We start from the raw sequence: 15,675 nt of genomic DNA on the forward strand, positions 1-15,675 counted from the left end.
GGGTGTCACGCGTACCAGGTGGGGCGGGGGACTTCGCCGTGCAGGAGGTGGCGCCCCACCACGCGGGCGCGCCCCGGGTCGTCCTCGTGCACCCGCCGTGCCCGGGTGTCCCGCCAGTAGCGGTCCAGCCCGGCCGCGGCCTCGGCGCCGCCGGGGCAGGCCGCCCCGAGCACGCCGGCGGTGACCGCGTCGGCGGCCGCGCCGGCCTGCGCGGCCAGCGCCGCGACCCGGACGGCGTGCCGGCCGCGCTCCTCCTCGGTCACCGTGCGGCGCCGGGCGTGCAGGGCGTCCGCCTCGGCGCCGACGGCGTCGGCGAACGCCTCCACCGCCCACAGCGCGGAGGCCAGGGCGCCGTAGTGCCGGGCCGCGTCCGCGGCGGCGGCCTCGGTCAGCGGCGCCTGCGACCACTGCTCGCGGGCGTGCCGGGCGGCGGCGTCCAGCGCGCCCCGGGCCGCGCCGATCAGCGCGTTGGCCTGGGCGAGCTGGAAGGCCGGGGTGAGGAAGGTGTTGTAGACCCGGGGAACGAAGGTCTTGTCGACGTGGCCGAGCGCCCCGGTCCACGGGATGTTCGCGCCGTCGGCGACCACCGTCCCGGCGGCCAGCGACCGCAGCCCGAACTCCTCGGCGCCGGGCTCGAAGGACAGCCCCAGGTGGTCGCTCATCGCGAGCGCGCTGATCGGGGTGTCGCCGTCCTCCAGGAAGCCCTCCAGGATGGTGATGTCCGACACCGGGTGGCCCAGGACGCGCTCCAGCCGCCCGTGGAACAGCATCTCGCGGCCGGTGTCCTGGATCACCAGGGGCGCCGAGCGGGGCTTCGAGGACCCGCTGTAGAACCACCGGGCCCGGGCCGACACCTCGGCGATGTGCTGGATCTTCTCGTCGGTGCCGATGAACTCGGCGATCGACACCCACACGTAGTGGTGGGCCAGCAGCTCGCCGACCGAGGCGTCGGCCGCCGCGACGGTGCGCACCACGCGGAACGCGGTGGACCAGTCCTGGCCGGCCCCGCCGTACTCGACCGGCCCCAGCAGGGTCACCAGGCCGGACTCCTTCAGCAGCCGGATCTCCCGCACCGGCGGGGTGCCCTCGCGGTCGCGCCGGGCGGCGCCGGGTGCCAGCAGCGCCGCGACCTCCTCGGCCCGCCGCAGCCACGCCTCGGCGGCCTCGGGGACGGCGTCCGTCGTCGTGTCAGTCATGTCTCCCACTTCGTGACGTGCTCGCCGTCCTGCCCGGCGACGTGTTCGGTGTCCTGCCCGGTGTTCCGCTCCGGGGCCTGCTGCGGGTCGTCGCGGCCGGTGACGTCGGCGCCGTGCGCCCCGCCCGAGCCGTCCGTACTGCCCGTACTGCCCGTACCGTCCGTACTGCCCGTACCGTCCGCGCCGGGCAGCCGCAGGACGGCGTCCAGCAGGGCCCGGGTGTACGGGTGGGCGGGGGCCTCGAAGATCCGCTCGGTCTCGCCCTCCTCGACGACCGACCCGCCGCGCATGATCAGCACCCGGTCGGCGACCTGCCGCACCACGGCCAGGTCGTGGGTGATGAACAGCAGGGCGATGCCCCGCTCGCGCCGCAGCCGGTCCAGCAGCTCCAGCACCTGCGCCTGCACCGAGACGTCCAGCGCCGAGACCGGCTCGTCGCAGACCAGCACCTGCGGACGGCCCGCCAGCGCCCGGGCGATGGCCACCCGCTGGCGCTGACCGCCGGACAGCTGGTGCGGCCGGCGGGAGAGCAGCTCGGCCGGCAGGCCGACCTGGTCGAGGAGTTCCGCGCACCGCCGGGCCCGCTCGGCGCGACGCAGTCCCGGCAGCGCCTCGCCGATGATCCGCGCCACGGTGAACCGGGGGTCCGCCGAGGCGTACGGGTCCTGCTGGACGAACTGGATCGCCGAGCGCGAGGCCCGGCGCCGCCGCTCCGGCAGCGCCGACCAGGGCCGCCCGTGCAGCAGCACCTCCCCGGCGTCGGGACGGGACAGACCCATCGCGACCCGCGCCAGCGTGGTCTTGCCCGAGCCGGACTCGCCGACCACGCCCAGCGCCTCGCCCGCCCGCAGGGTGAACCCGACCTCGTCGAGGGCCCTCGGCCCGCCCGGTGCGAAGGACTTGACCAGCCCGCGCCCGGTCAGCACCGGGGCCGCCTCCTCGGCGTCCGGTGCCTCGGCCTCGGCCGGGGCCGGGGCCTGGGCGGGACGGGCCGGCGGGCGGCCCGAGGGCACCGCGTCCAGCAGCATCCGGGTGTACGGGTGCTCCGGGGCGGACAGCACCCGGCCGGTCGGCCCGCTCTCCACCACCTCGCCCCGCCGCAGCACCAGCACCCGGTCCGCCAACTGCGCCACCACCGCCAGGTCGTGACTGACCAGCAGCAGTCCCCGGCCCTCGTCCTTGAGCCGGCCGAGCAGCGCCAGGATCTGCGCCTGGACGATCGCGTCCAGCGCCGTGGTCGGCTCGTCGGCGATCAGCAGCGGCGCGTCGGCGGCCAGCGCGGAGGCGATCAGCGCGCGCTGGCGCAGCCCGCCGGAGAGCTGGTGCGGGTACTGGGTGCGCCGGGCCTCCGGCTCCGGCACGCCCACCGCCGTGAGCAGTTCCACCACCCGGGCGCCGACGTCCGGGCCGGCGGTGCCGCCGAGGCGGGCCGCCTCGGCGATCTCGGCGCCGACGGTGCGCAGCGGGTCCAGCGCGGTCAGCGCGTCCTGGAAGACCACGGCGACCCGCCGGCCGCGCACCGCGCGCCACTGCCGTTCGCCGAAGCCGGCGGTGTCCGTCCCTGCCACCTCCAGGGTCCGGGCGGAGACCCGGGCCCTGGCGCCCGCCAGCCCGATGAGGGAACGCGAGGTGACGGACTTGCCCGAGCCGGACTCGCCGACCAGCGCCACGCACTCCCCGGGGCCGATGGCCAGTGACACCCCGTCCACGGCGGGCCGCGGCGCGCCGGGGAACGACACCCGCAGCCCCTCCACCCGCACGAGCGGGCCCGGCACCGGCGCACCGGTGTCCCCGGCCGTCGCCTCCGCACCGGTCGCTTCCGTTGTCGTCGTCGTCATCGCACCGCCCTCAGCTGCAGCGAACGGCCGATCAGCGTGGTGCAGACCACCACGACCGAGACGGCCAGGCCGGGTGAGATCGAGATCCACCAGGCCGTCTGGAGGAAGTCCTTGCCGTCGGCGACCATCGAGCCCCAGTCCGCCTCCGGCGGGACGGGGCCCAGGCCGAGCAGGCTGAGCCCGGAGCCCGAGATGATGGCCGAGCCCAGCCCGATGGAGGCCAGCACCACCAGCGGGCCGCCGACGTTCGGCAGCACGTGCCGCAGCACCGACCGCCAGGCCGGCACCCCCAGCACCCGCGCCGCCTCCACGTACTCCGAGCGCAGCACCAGCCGTGCCTGGCCGCGCACCAGCCGGGCGTAGTGGGGCACCCCGGCGATGCCGATGGCGATCGCCACGTTGACCGTGCCGCCGCCCAGAACCGCCACCACCACCAGCGCGAGCAGCAGTTCGGGGAAGCCCAGCAGCACGTCCACCAGCCGCATCAGGACGAAGTCGACGCGCCGTCCGCCGCAGCCGGCGACCAGGCCGAGCAGCGCGCCGCCGCCCACCCCGATCAGCGTCGCGCCGACCGCGATCAGCAGCGACAGCCGGGTGCCGTGCACCAGCCGCGACCAGACGTCCCGGCCGAGCTGGTCGGTGCCCAGCCAGTGCTCCGCACCGGGCGGGCGCAGCGCCGCCGCGACGTCCGTCGCCGCGGGGGAGTGGGTGGCGAACACCCCGGGGAAGGCCAGGACGAGCGCCACCACGGCCAGCAGGACCAGCGGCGCCAGGCGGGCCGGGGAGCGCAGCAGCGCGCCCCGGCGGGCGGCGGCCCCGGCCGGCCGGTCGAGGAGGGCGGTCACGGTGCTCATGCCGCTCCTCCCTCGCGCAGCCGGGGGTCGATCAGCGGGTGGAGCACGTCCACCAGGGTGTTGATGACCACGAACGCCGCGCTGGAGATGACCACCAGGGCGCTGACCACCGGGAGGTCGCGCGAGCCGACCGCGTTGGCCAGCACCCGGCCCAGGCCGGGCCGGGTGAAGATGTTCTCCACCAGCACCGCGCCGCCGAACAGGCTGCCCAGCACGAAGCCGGCCAGCGTGGTCAGCGGCAGCAGCGCGTGCCGCAGGGTGTGCCGCAGCAGCACCGCCGTCGCGCCCAGGCCGCGCGAGCGCGCGGTCAGCACGAACGGGCGGCCGTCGGCGCTCTCCAGCTCCTGGCGGATCACCTGGGCGAGCACCCCGGCCAGCGGCAGCGCCAGCGCCAGTGTCGGCAGCACCAGCGCCGCCGGCCCGTCCGCCCCGATCGAGGGCAGCGCGTGCAGCCGGTAGGAGAACACCGTCAGCAGGATGATGCCCAGCCAGAACGAGGGCATCGACACCATCAGCAGCTCGGCGACACCGGCGGCGGCGCGCACCGCCCGGCCCCGGCCGGCCGTCAGGGTGGCCGCCAGCACCGCCAGCACCAGCGCGGTGACCAGCGCGGACACCGCCAGCTCGACGGTCGGGCCGAGCTGGCTGCCGAGCAGCCGCTCGATCGGCTCGTTGAGCTGGTACGACCAGCCGAGGCCGCCGCTCGCCAACCGGGCGAGCTGGCGGCCGTACTGGACGAGCAGCGGGTCGTTCAGGCCGTTCTCGGCGATCACCTGGTCACGCAGGGCCGGGGTGCCGGCGGCGCCCGGCCCGATCAGTCCGTCCACGATGTCGCCGGGGGCGAGGTGGAGGGCGAAGAACGTCACCGTGAGCGTCCCCCACACCACCACCAGCCCCGCCGCGAGCCGCCGGGCGACGAACCTGGCCCAGGGCGGCACGTGCCGGGCACTGTTCGACACCTCAGGCCACCCCGATGCCGTAGAAGTCGGTGTTGGCGTCGACGTCCAGGACCAGCCCGTTCACCTTGCCGTGCCGGGCGACGTCCATGGTGGCGATGTAGGCCGGGAAGGAGTACGCCTGCTCGACGATCTTCCGCTGGACCTTGCGGTACAGCTCGGCGCGCCGCTCGGCGTCCACGGTCGCCTCGGCCTCGTCCAGCCAGCCGTCGATCTCGGCGTCCTTGACCCGGCTGCCGTTCGCCCCGCCGCCCCCGAACTGGGACTTGGAGTGGTAGAGGCTGCCCAGCAGGACCGGGTCGGAGCCCTGCCAGGCGAAGGCGAACACGTCGTAGTCGCCCTTGCCGGTGCGCCCGATGGAGCCCGCGGAGTCCAGCGGCACCAGCTTCAGCTCGATGCCGACCTGCTTCAGCGCGTCCTGCACGCCCACGTCGAAGGTGTGGTTCTGGGCCGAGACGAAGGTCTGCACGTACGGCTGCTCGGCGCTGAGGCGCTTGCCGTCCCTGGTGCGGTAGCCGTCGGCGTCCCGCCCGGTCCAGCCGGCCTCGTCCAGCAGCTTCTCCGCCTTCTCCTTGCTGTACTCCCAGGCCGGCTTGGCGAACGACGGCTCGGCGCCGGGGGTGGAGGGCGCCAGCGGCCCCCAGGCCTGCTCGTACTCGCCCTGGAAGACGCCCTTGACGATCCCGGCGAAGTCGATGGCGTGCCGGACGGCCTGCCGGGTGCGCGGGTCGTCGAACGGCGCGCGGGCGGTGTTGAGGTAGTAGGTGTAGGGGACGCCGGGGACCGCCTTGCGGACCACCTCGACGCCGTTGCGGCCGCGCAGGCCGGCCAGCCGGTTGGCGGGGATCAGCTCGGCGGCGTCGACCTGACCGGACGTCAGGGCGCCGACCCGGGAGGCGTCCTCCTTCAGCAGCAGCACGACGATGCTCTCCAGCTTCGCCGGCCCCTGGTGGGCGGCGGTCGGCGGGGCCCAGTCGTAGTCGGAGCGGCGCTTGAACACCGCCTGCTGACCCGGCGTCACCGACTCGAAGGTGAACGGGCCGGTGCCGACGACGAACGCGCCGCCGGAGGAGAGGTCGCCCGCGTGGTCGCGCAGCGCGACGGGGGAGTGGAAGCCGAGGAAGGTGCTCCCCGCCGAGTTGAGGAACGAGGCGTGGGGGGCCGTCAGGTGCACGGCCACCGTGCGCGGGTCGACCACCTCGGTCTCCTTGTACGGGCCGAGCAGGCCGGCCGCCCGCTTGGACGCCGTCTTCGCCGCCGTGACGTGCTCGAAGTTCGCCTTCACCGCCGCCGCGTCGAACGGGGTGCCGTCGCTGAAGGTCACGCCGCTGCGCAGGGTGAAGGTGTAGGTGAGGCCGTCGGGCGAGACCGTCCACGACTCGGCCAGCCACGGCTTGACGGTCCCGTCCGGAGCGATCGCGACCAGCGACTCCAGCACCGGGCGCAGCAGCCGCCCGGTGACGGCGGTGGACGCGGCGTGCGGGTCCCAGCTGTCGGGTTCGACGGCGGCGCCGTAGCGCAGGGTGCCGCCGCCGGCGCTCTTCGCGGAGGGCGGGGCGGAGGAGTCGGAGCAGGCCGTGAGGACGGCGGGGCCGATGACGGCGGCGGCGGTCAGGGTGACCGGGAGACGGAGGAAACGGCGTCTGGTGTACATGGGTTCTTTCTCGATCCTGCGCGAGGCGGGGAACGGTGGGCGGCGTGAGGCCCGCCCACCCCGCGGGGGAGACGCTGATGGACCCGGCCGCGGACGATGCGACGAGTCTGCTGGCTCCGTCCGGATCCGACCCCCCTGACCGTCCCCCTAAGCGGGCCCTTTCCCGGGGCCCGCGGGTTTCGCGGCGGGATCCTCGTGGGTGTGCTCGGCCGGTGTCTCGGCCGGCGTGTTCCGACGCGGTGTTCCGACGTGGTGCTCCGACGTGGTGCCGAGTGCGGTGCGGCCCCGGCGGCGGTACGCGCCGTCGGGGTGGTGCGGCCGTTCCGGGAGGCCCTCCGGAACGGCCGCACGGGGACCGTCAAACGTGCGGTACGGGGGTGTCCGCAGACTTGAGGTCCGACTCGGGGGCGCTCTCGGCGCCGTCCGCGGGGCTGCGCAGGACGAAGGCGGCCACCAGGACGCCGACCGCCACGAACAGGGCGCTGAGCCCGTAGGAGAGGTGGAAGCCGCCGGTGAGCGCCGCCACCTTGCTGTCGCCCTCGCCGAGCAGAGTCGCGGTGCGGGAGGCGGCCACCGTGGCGAGCACGGCGGTGCCGATCGAGGCGCCGACCTGCTGGGTGGTGTTCACCAGGCCGGAGGCGATGCCGGCGTCGTTGGGCGAGGTGACCGACATGGCCTGGCCGATCAGCGCTGGCATGGCCGCGCCGAAGCCGAGGCCGAGCAGCACGAACGGCGGCACGATGTCGGCGAGGAAGCTGCCGTCGCTCGGCACCCGGGCCAGCAGCGCGAGCGCCGCGGCCACCAGCAGCAGGCCGACGACCAGCACCCGGCGGGGCCCGAACTTCTGGTTCAGCTTGACCGCGAAGCCCAGCGAGACGATCGCGATGGTGACCGGCGCGGGCAGGAAGGCGAGCCCGGTCTTCAGCGCGTCGTAGCCCAGGACGTTCTGGAAGTAGAGCGCGGTGCAGAACTGGTAGCCGAACAGGCCGGCGACCATCAGGACCATGATGCCGTTGGCGCCGGAGACCGCCCGGGAGCGGAAGATGTGCAGCGGCAGCAGGGGCTTGGCCGCGTACGCCTGGCGGACCACGAAACCGACCAGCAGTACCAGCGAGCCGGCCAGCAGGCCCAGCGTGCGGGCGTCGCCCCAGGTGTACTCCTCGGCCTTGATGATCGTGTAGACCAGCAGCATCAGACCGCCGGTGGCGAGCACCGAACCGATCAGGTCGGCGCCCTCGCGCAGCCCCGCTCCCTTCCCGCCCGGCACCACGCTCTGCGTCAGCACGAGCGCCACCAGGCCGATCGGCACGTTGACGTAGAACACCCATGGCCAGCTGAAGCTCTGCGTCAGCACGCCGCCCAGGATCAGGCCCAGCGAGGCGCCGGCCGCGGAGACGAACGCGTACGCCGCCAGTGCCTTGGCGCGCTCGCCGGCGTCGGGGAACAGGGTGATGATCATGCCCAGGACGACGGCCGAGGCGAGCGCCCCGCCGACCCCCTGGACGAACCGGAACACCACCAGCGCCGTCGAGGAGGAGGACAGGCCGCAGGCCAGCGAGGCCACCGTGAACAGGCCCAGGCCCGCGCTGAAGACGCGCTTGCCGCCCAGCAGGTCGCCCAGCCGGCCGGAGAGCAGCAGCAGCCCGGCGAAGGCGATGAGGTAGGCGTTGACCACCCAGGCCAGGCCGGACTGGGTGAAGCCGAGGTCGGTCTGGATGGTCGGGAGGGCGACGGTCACGATCGAACCGTCGAGGATGATCATCAGGTTGCCGGTGCAGAGGAGCCCCAGTGCCAACCAGCGTGACCTGGAAGGCTGGAGGGACGGCGGGGCTTGCGTGGTCATCGGAGCAGTCCTTCGGGGGAATGGCCCGGGAGGGGCGCCCGGTGGCGCCCGCGCTCCCTGAGGGCACTTCTTGTTACAGCGACCATCATGTGTGACCATCAAGTCCACCGTAAGGAGGCACTTTCATGTTCCTGGGGAACAACGATGTGATCGAGGACATCGACGAGACCGGCGGCCTCGACGACCCGGCCCCCGCCCGCGAGGCGTGCACCGTCCTGGAGGCGCTCAACCGGATCAGCGGCAAGTGGGCGATCGGGATCCTGCTCAACCTCAGCCACGGCCCGGTCCGCTTCACCGAACTCGAACGGTCCGTACCCGGAATCAGCCGCCGCATGCTCACCCTGACACTGCGGAACCTCGAACGCGACGGACTGATCGAACGCACCGTCTACGCGACCGTGCCGCCCAAGGTGGAGTACCGCGGCACCGAGATGGCCGCCGAACTCTACGCCTCCCTCAAGGGCCTCACCGCCTGGGCGGAACGCCACCGCGACGCCATCGCCCTCTCACGCGACTCCTACGACCGGGAGCAGCTGGCGGCGGGCACCGGAGACCTCTGAGGCCAGACCCTCCGCTATGCGAAGGGCGAGCCCGTCATCATGCTCGACGGGCTCGCCCGGGTACTGCACGTCGACCGGCAGGAGGCGGCCCGCCGGGTCCTGACCCCAGTCGTTCGGCGCGGCGGCGTCCGAAGAACTGCCGGATGGAGCAAGGACGTTGGTGGCGAATCAGGGTTCGGCCTGACCGCCACGATCCCGGGCTACGTCAGCTTGTAGGCCATCTCGGCGAGTTCGAGTGCCTGGCGGAGCGTGTCCTCGTCCGTGATCTGTACGCTCACCCGGTAGGCCCGGTGGCCTTTGGGGACGAGATAGGCGTCCGGTGCGATGCCGTGAAGGGTCGCGGCGTCGCTGTCGTAGTTGAGCCGCAGGTTGACCACGCCGGTGTCGGCGTAGACGTACGCGAACCCGCCGAGCTGGCTTCCCTGCCGTCGCAGGCGCAGGTAGTCGCTGTAGTCGAGGGGTTCTCCCTCCTGGTGGGTCTTCCGCTTGACCCCGTGCAGCGCGGCGTTGGGCCACGACGTCGTCTCCTCGAGGAACGCGACGAACTGCTCCGCGGCGGGGTTCCGGGTCAGCATCTTCCTCACCTCCGCCTGGCCCTCGGCCGCGAGGCCGGGAATCGGCAGCGACTGCCGGCTGCCCCCGACCGCCGCGTCCTTCCCTGCGGTGGGACGGCTGGCGGGCGTCGGGCCCACTCCCATCGCGGCGATGAGCTGCCTTCCCACGTCGGACGCGTCCAGCTCTTCTGCCGTGCCCTCCATCTGGATGAACGTGACCTTCACTTCAACCCCTCCCTGAGTTGCATCGGTACATGGAAAGTAGCATCAACTCCCAATGTATGAAATGTACTTAGGAGGCCCCGAAGCAGGAGGTGCCGGGTGCCGGAATGGGTCTTCGTCGCGCGCCCGAGGCTCCGGACCAAACACCGTCCGTTCCATGAGGGCCTCCAGCCACGCGACGACCGAGGCCGGTTCGCGTACGGGAGGGCGTCGCCGAGTACGTCTCCTACACCTACCGCGGCGGGGCCGGCCCCGCGGATCCGGCCGGTCGGGTGCCGTCCGGGGCGCGGCGGATCAGCCCTTCCCGGTCCTCAACCGTCGCGTCATGAAGCCCACATGCCTTCTGCTGGGCCTGTCGGTTGTGCATCCTCGCTTCGATTGTCACGCCGGAGAGGAGCTTCAGGTGAGCCGACCCGGCCAGGGCCGCCTTGCGCTGACACACCACGCCTGATCATCCCTTCTGGAGGGACGATCAGGCGCCAGCGGGGATCGACTCGGCAGCATGCCTGGTCAGACCGTCGATGTGTAGTAGCTCGTGAGAGCCTCGCGCCCGTCCCGTGAGTTGCTGTCCTGTGACTCTCGCCCGTTTGAGGCAACTCCGAAGGCTGCTTCAGCTGTGTGCTGTTCTGGGGGTGTGCTTCCCGAACGGGTTTCCTGCGGGTGGGACCGGGTCCGGCGGGGAGGCTTCGAGTACCGCCCGGGCATCGGCGAGGGCGGCCTCCAGCTGGTCGCGGAGGGGCTTGGGGAGGGTGGCGGAGCCGAGTGCGCAGGCGGCGAGGGCCTGTGCGAGTTCGGCTGTCCGGCCGGGTCCGAGGCGGTCACGGACACCGGGGTGGGTGAGGAGGTCGCGCAGTGCGTAGCCGTCGCCCGTTTCACCCGCTCGGCGGGAGAGCTGCTCGATCAGGTCTCGGGAGGCGGGGGTGTCCGGGCCGGCGGCGTCGATGGCGGTCAGGGCGAGGCGGGTGGTGAAGACGGCCAGGCCCTCATCGGGTTCGAGGGCGAGGCAGTGGTCGATCGCGGTTTCGGCGGCGGGCCGGTCGCCGGGGCGGCACAGGGCGGTGAGGACGGTGGTGACGGCGTTCTCCCAGGGCGCGCCCGGCTCGGTGTCGGCCAGCAGGGCGAGGGCGCCGGGAAGGTTGTCGGCGGTGATGCGGGCGAGGACGGCGACCTGGCGGCCGTCGAGGATGCGTCGGCCGATGCCGCAGTGCTGCTCGATGTGGCGCAGGGCGGCCGTCCAGCGGCCGGCGGTGGTGAGGGCGCGGGTGCCGTCGGCGATGAGGACGCGCCACAGCCACCGGCGGACTTCGTGGCGCTGTTGGTCGGTCTCGGTGAGGCGAGCGGGGATGGTGATGCCGTCGAGGGTGGTCTCGGTGGCGGTGGTGACGGCGTGGTAGAGGTCAAGGAGGAGCTGGTGGCCGTGCTGGTGGTGGCCGGCGCGGATGTGGAGGCGGGCGAGGTTGACGACGGGTTCGAGGCCGTGGATGGCGCTGGTCGTGGGGAGCGGGCCGCGGATGAGGTGGAGGGCGGCGTGGCGGTGGCAGAGTTCGCGGGCGTAGCCGGGCAGGGCGAGGTCGGAGGCGAGGAGGGCCGCCTGGTTGAAGACGGCGGAGGCGAGGCTGGGATCGTCCTGCCGGGAGGCTGTGTCGGCCAGCTCGGTGAGCCGGCCGACACGGGTGTCGAGGGGCAGGCACGCGGGCCGGTGGCGGGCGACCAGCGGGAAGCGCCGGGCGATCGGTCCGGTCGGGTGCATGCGGGCTACTCCCAGATGACGGTGATCGGGTGGTGGGGGCGGTCCAGGACGAAGCGGCCGGCGTCCGGGGCAGTGGTGGCGGGGGAGTCAGGGAGTTCGAAGCGCGGTTTCCGGCTGCGGTAGCCGGTGTTCCAGGTGCGGATCTGGTCGGTGACGAGGTCGGCGAGGGCGGCGCCCGTCGGGCCGTGGCCGATGACGCCGGTCTCGTAGGTCTTGCGGCCGTCGGTGTCGGGTGGGCCGGGGCGCAGAGTGAGGTAGGCGAGGGAACCGGCGTCCATCGTGGCCATGGCGCCCCAGCCGAACATCGGGTTCACGCCGCGTTCGCGGGCGTTGCCGGTGACGCTCATCCGCATCAGGGAGTTGGGGAGGGTGAGGGCCAGCCACAGGTCCTGGTACTCGTAGGTGGTGCCGGCCGGGATGGTGACGCCGGTCCAGACGTCGTGGCGCTCGGTGTCGAGGACGCCGAGCAGCAGGTCGGCGTGGACCGCGTCGCTCTGGTCCTTGTGGACCTGGAGGGTGACGTCGCCCTGGTGGGTCAGGGCGACGGTGCGGCGGGCGTCGTCCATGCTGCCGCGCAGCGGCATGAAGACGGCGAGCTGGTCGTCGACGGACACCCAGCCGTTCTCTCCGCGCTCGAAGGCGATGGTGCGCGAGGCGGTGCCGCGCAGACGCAGCGGCAGGACGATCCGCCCGCTGGGCTTGACCTGCTGGAGCCAGGCGGTGGGCACCTCGCTGGTGCTCACGGTGGCGATCAGTCGGTCGAACGGGGCGGCGTCGGGGTGGCCGAGGGCGCCGTCGCCGAGGACCACGTCGGCGTTGGTGATCCCGGCGTCCGCGAGGTGCTTGCGGGCGCCGTCGACGAGGTCGTCGTCCACGTCGACGGCGACCACGTGTCCGTCCGGGCCGACGATGGTGGCCAGGTAGGCGGCGTTGACGCCGGTCCCGGCCCCGGCCTCGAAGACGCGCTGGCCGGGCCGGGCGTCGAGCTGCTCCAGCATCAGGGCGACGATGGCGGGCTGGGAAGCGGCGCTGATCTGGGTGCCGGACCCGTCGGTCTTGGTGTAGGTGGGGTTGTCGGCGTAGGCGGCCTCCAGAGGGAAGCCGGGCAGGAAGTGCTCGCGGGGAACGGTGCAGAAGGCACGCTCCACCGAGGTGCTGGTGATGTGCTTCTGGGCGAGCAGACGGTCGGTAAGGCTGTTGCGCAGCTGCTCCGCGGAGGTGGCGGCGCTATTGCTGAGAGTAGTCACGTCGGCGACCCTAGTGGTTGTGCGGATGGTGGGCTGCGAGGACGTGGGGCCCTCGCCGGAATGGAAGACGGTTTCCAACGCGCGTGCAGCAGTGGCGGATTGGTGCTCGACGGGCACGCCGGCGCGGTTGGCGTGGAAGATCATCAGGTGGGTGAGGACGGCGCGTAGCCCGCGGGTGAGGCGGCCGTCGCGCGCCAGGCGGACGAGGTCCTGTCCGGCCTTCTCGAAGGCGTCGACCCAGTCGGATTGGCCGGCGAACGGTTCACCAGGGTGGGTGAGTCGGCGGGTGTCGAGGGTCATCAGGCGGCGCATCGCGGTGGCCAGGGGGCTGCCCGTACGGGTGCGAGGGCGGGCGGCTCGGGTCGCAGTTCGGCGAACTTGGCCCAGACATCGCCCTGTTCGTACCAGTCGAGGCCGGCGGAGCGGAGCATGGCGGAGACGAGGACGACGAGGGTCTCGGTCCGGCCGAGTGCGGGCGGGTCAGGCTCGGCGGTACGGGCCATCAGGTGCCGGCTGTCGGTGTGGAAGAGCCGGTGGGCGATCTCCATGGCGTCGGGGCCGCCGAACGCCTCGGTTTCCGGTTCGTAGATCACGGTGGCCCAGCCCGTGAGGAGACCCTCCTTGGCGAGCACGTCGAGGAGCGCGGTGATGACGAGGGCGGGGTCGGCGGCGCGGTAGCGCAGTCGCAGCCCCTTTTTGCGCATGTACCACCAGCCGTTCAGCGCGCCGGAGTTCTGGCCGTAGGCGAGGACGGGGGCCAGGCGGTGGGCGGTGATCTGTTCGACGGTGGCAGGGTCGGCGAAGGTGAGGTCGTGCTGGATCCAGCCGGTGGTCATCGAAACGGTCCTTGGTCAAGCGGTCAGGCGGTCAGGAGGCAGACGCCCGGAGCGAGAGCGCGAGGCGGCGGGGGTGGGGTGCCGTTCAGTGTGCGGAGCGGCACCCCACCGGGATCACTGGCCGGAAGCCGCCCAGATCGGGAGGCTCTCAGCGACGGAGGCGGTCCGGATCAGCCAACCCATAGAGGTGTTGGAGGCAGGGTGACGAGGCCGGTGACGAGGGCGAGGGCGGCGGCGTGGGTGCGGCTGCCGCGCCACGAGAGCGCACGGACGACCCTGGCCTCGACGGTGCGGGCCTCGCGCAGGCTCAGTCCGGCGGCGTTCGCCCCGGCCTCGCTCATCGTCCCGGTGCAGATCAGCGTGAGCACGGCTCGCCCCGCCTGATCCAGCTCGGGCACGCGGTCGGGCAGCCCGGCGCGCAGCCGCTCGGTGCCGATCAGCTCCGTCGTGATCAGGCGGACGGCCAGGTGCGCGTCGTCCACGGCGCCGGCGCGTCGGCGCAGGTCGGCCAGGCGGTGACGGACCAGGTACTCCCCGGCATGGACCCGGCCGCCGATCTCGGCGATGGTCAGCCCCTCGGCGGCGAGTTCGGCGATCCGCCGCTCCAGCGCGTTGAGCTCGGGCACAGGGGCACGTCGTGGCTCCGTCCTCGGAACGAAGCTCGTGGTCGCCAGGACCCGGCGGAAGCCGGCTTCCCCGGCCACGGGTACTTGATCGGCGGTGCACGCGAGCAGGAGGTCGTCGGCCGGTGCACCGAGGCGGTGGGCGGCGGCCACGTAGGCGGCGGTGCCGTTGTGCGCGCCCTGGCGTACGGCGCAGGACCAGGCCGCTCTCAGCCCGACCACTCCGACGGCACGGTCCGGATCGACCGCCACTGAAGGAAGCACCAGAGCGCACGGGACACCGAGGGCCAGCGCCTGGTGCACCAGCCGGACGACGGTCGGCGCGACCCCGCGAGGCGCGGCCCCGGCCAGAACCTCCGCCAGCGACGGCACTTCCGGAAGGGCGGCAAGTGCGCCGAGGTGTACGACCAGACCGCGCGTGGACCGGAGCATCGCGACGGCGCGCTCCACCGGATCGGAACGGTGGCAGAGCTCTGCCGGGGTCGTCGCTACGGGTCCGGACGCACCGGCCGCTCCCTTCGTCCGGTGGTGCCTGGTGCGGCCCTGGCCCGAATCGGCCGCCATGGGTGTGGTGAGCCCGGCCAGGGTGTCCCCGGCCGGGTCGATCAGCTGGTGTTCCAGTGCTCGGCGGACGGCGACAACGCGCTTGCGCGTGCCGAAGACGTCCAGCACGGCGTCCTCGTAGAGCTCCGCCGCGCGCTCCCGGACCTCCAGCGCGCGGGCGACGTCGAGGCGGTTCCCACCCGCCGCCCAGATCCGCAGGATCAGCGTCTGCTCGTCCGTGAGAGCCGGCGGAGCACCCGTCGGGGCCGAACGCGTGAGCAGACCGGACTGCCACGCCCAGGCGAAGGCCTGGACCCGGTTCGCCGTCCCCAACCGGTCGTACGCCTGGCGCAGGTGGTACTTGACGGTGTCGACACTCAGATCCATGGCCGTGCCGATCGCCGCGTTCGTCATCCCGAGACCGACCCTGTCCAACACCGCGACGAACTGCGCGGCCGGCGCCGTGGACGCCACTTCCGTACGCATCAGCACGCCTTCGCCCGCTGCCGAAGCCTGCTGAGCTTCACGGCCGGCCAACCGACGCCGAGTGCCCGCAGCGGCACCAGGTCGCCGAGAACGGCCGCGGCGCTCGCCTGCTCCCGCGACCGGGCCCCGAGCGTCCTCAGGACGGTCTGGGTGTAGGTCTTCACCGTGTTCACGGCCAGGCCCAGGTGCTCGGCGGTGACGGTCGGGTTCTCGCCGCCCACCAGCCCGGCGAGGACGGCGATGTGCTGCGCCGACAGCGGGTTGCCGATGGGGTTCATCAGGTGCACCTCCTGCACCAGGCCCCATCCCGCGCCCAGGGCGGTGGCGTGGAAGCGCGACTTCGCTCCGATCTTCGGCAGTAGCGTGAGGATGGCAGCGCCGACCCTGGACTGCTCGATTCCGGTGGCCCGGCTGATCGCCCCGTACAGCGCGCCGCGGGCCAGCTGTTGCAGGAGGAGGACGTCGGCCTCGGACAGGTCGGGCTTGACGGGGCGGGAAGCGGGCATGGCGGAT

Annotated in this window: 13 protein-coding genes; 1 reads left to right on the plus strand and 12 read right to left on the minus strand. The window is 73.2% G+C overall.

The genetic code is table 11. The features are described 5' to 3' along the window. Window positions 1–5 precede the first annotated feature (5 nt). The 6 genes from ACFVU7_RS23060 to ACFVU7_RS23085 all read right to left on the minus strand — a co-directional run bounded on the left by ACFVU7_RS23060 (window position 6) and on the right by ACFVU7_RS23085 (window position 8,341). Entirely contained in the window at window positions 6–1,196 is a 1,191-nt protein-coding gene (locus ACFVU7_RS23060) for an acyl-CoA dehydrogenase family protein (protein ID WP_074003436.1), read from the minus strand. Beyond that, window positions 1,193–3,034: a dipeptide ABC transporter ATP-binding protein gene (locus ACFVU7_RS23065; protein WP_388046820.1), complete on the minus strand. Its 1,842-nt coding sequence runs from the start codon at window positions 3,032–3,034 to the stop codon at window positions 1,193–1,195. Before ACFVU7_RS23065 ends, ACFVU7_RS23060 begins: the two co-directional genes overlap by 4 nt. Continuing rightward, window positions 3,031–3,888, minus strand: a complete 858-nt coding sequence (locus ACFVU7_RS23070; protein WP_074003434.1) for an ABC transporter permease — start codon at window positions 3,886–3,888, stop codon at window positions 3,031–3,033. The genes ACFVU7_RS23065 and ACFVU7_RS23070 overlap by 4 nt, the downstream gene beginning before the upstream one ends. Next, window positions 3,885–4,847 (minus strand): ABC transporter permease, encoded by a 963-nt coding sequence (locus ACFVU7_RS23075; RefSeq protein WP_241852957.1) that lies wholly within the window; start codon window positions 4,845–4,847, stop codon window positions 3,885–3,887. Before ACFVU7_RS23075 ends, ACFVU7_RS23070 begins: the two co-directional genes overlap by 4 nt. Before the next feature lies 1 nt (window position 4,848). Beyond that, a complete protein-coding gene (locus ACFVU7_RS23080; RefSeq protein ID WP_388046822.1) occupies window positions 4,849–6,498 on the minus strand; it encodes an ABC transporter substrate-binding protein in 1,650 nt (549 codons plus the stop codon). Window positions 6,499–6,856: 358 nt separating this feature from the next. Next, window positions 6,857–8,341: an MFS transporter gene (locus ACFVU7_RS23085; protein WP_074003432.1), complete on the minus strand. Its 1,485-nt coding sequence runs from the start codon at window positions 8,339–8,341 to the stop codon at window positions 6,857–6,859. Window positions 8,342–8,466: 125 nt separating this feature from the next. Between ACFVU7_RS23085 and ACFVU7_RS23090 the strand changes: the two genes are divergently transcribed. After that, a complete protein-coding gene (locus ACFVU7_RS23090; RefSeq protein WP_387824843.1) occupies window positions 8,467–8,901 on the plus strand; it encodes a winged helix-turn-helix transcriptional regulator in 435 nt (144 codons plus the stop codon). A 200-nt stretch (window positions 8,902–9,101) separates the two neighbouring features. Here the strand turns inward: ACFVU7_RS23090 and ACFVU7_RS23095 are convergent, their stop codons facing one another. From ACFVU7_RS23095 to ACFVU7_RS23120, 6 genes are all read right to left on the minus strand, one after another. Then, the gene (locus tag ACFVU7_RS23095; RefSeq protein ID WP_388046824.1) at window positions 9,102–9,680 is read right to left on the minus strand and encodes a hypothetical protein; all 579 of its coding nucleotides are present in this window, start codon (window positions 9,678–9,680) and stop codon (window positions 9,102–9,104) included. Between the two features lie 607 nt (window positions 9,681–10,287). Continuing rightward, window positions 10,288–11,427: a hypothetical protein gene (locus tag ACFVU7_RS23100; RefSeq protein ID WP_388046826.1), complete on the minus strand. Its 1,140-nt coding sequence runs from the start codon at window positions 11,425–11,427 to the stop codon at window positions 10,288–10,290. Between the two features lie 5 nt (window positions 11,428–11,432). Beyond that, window positions 11,433–12,974: a methyltransferase, FxLD system gene (fxlM, locus tag ACFVU7_RS23105; protein WP_388046827.1), complete on the minus strand. Its 1,542-nt coding sequence runs from the start codon at window positions 12,972–12,974 to the stop codon at window positions 11,433–11,435. Then, the gene (locus ACFVU7_RS23110) at window positions 12,974–13,510 is read right to left on the minus strand and encodes a thiopeptide-type bacteriocin biosynthesis protein (protein ID WP_388046829.1); all 537 of its coding nucleotides are present in this window, start codon (window positions 13,508–13,510) and stop codon (window positions 12,974–12,976) included. Before ACFVU7_RS23110 ends, fxlM begins: the two co-directional genes overlap by 1 nt. A gap of 170 nt (window positions 13,511–13,680) precedes the next feature. Next, a complete protein-coding gene (locus ACFVU7_RS23115; protein ID WP_388046831.1) occupies window positions 13,681–15,162 on the minus strand; it encodes a LuxR C-terminal-related transcriptional regulator in 1,482 nt (493 codons plus the stop codon). Then, a complete protein-coding gene (locus ACFVU7_RS23120) occupies window positions 15,162–15,668 on the minus strand; it encodes a LuxR C-terminal-related transcriptional regulator (protein WP_388046833.1) in 507 nt (168 codons plus the stop codon). Before ACFVU7_RS23120 ends, ACFVU7_RS23115 begins: the two co-directional genes overlap by 1 nt. Between the last annotated feature and the right edge of the window lie 7 nt (window positions 15,669–15,675).

This window comes from Kitasatospora sp. NPDC058046 (assembly GCF_042885595.1).
GTDB lineage: Bacteria > Actinomycetota > Actinomycetes > Streptomycetales > Streptomycetaceae > Kitasatospora.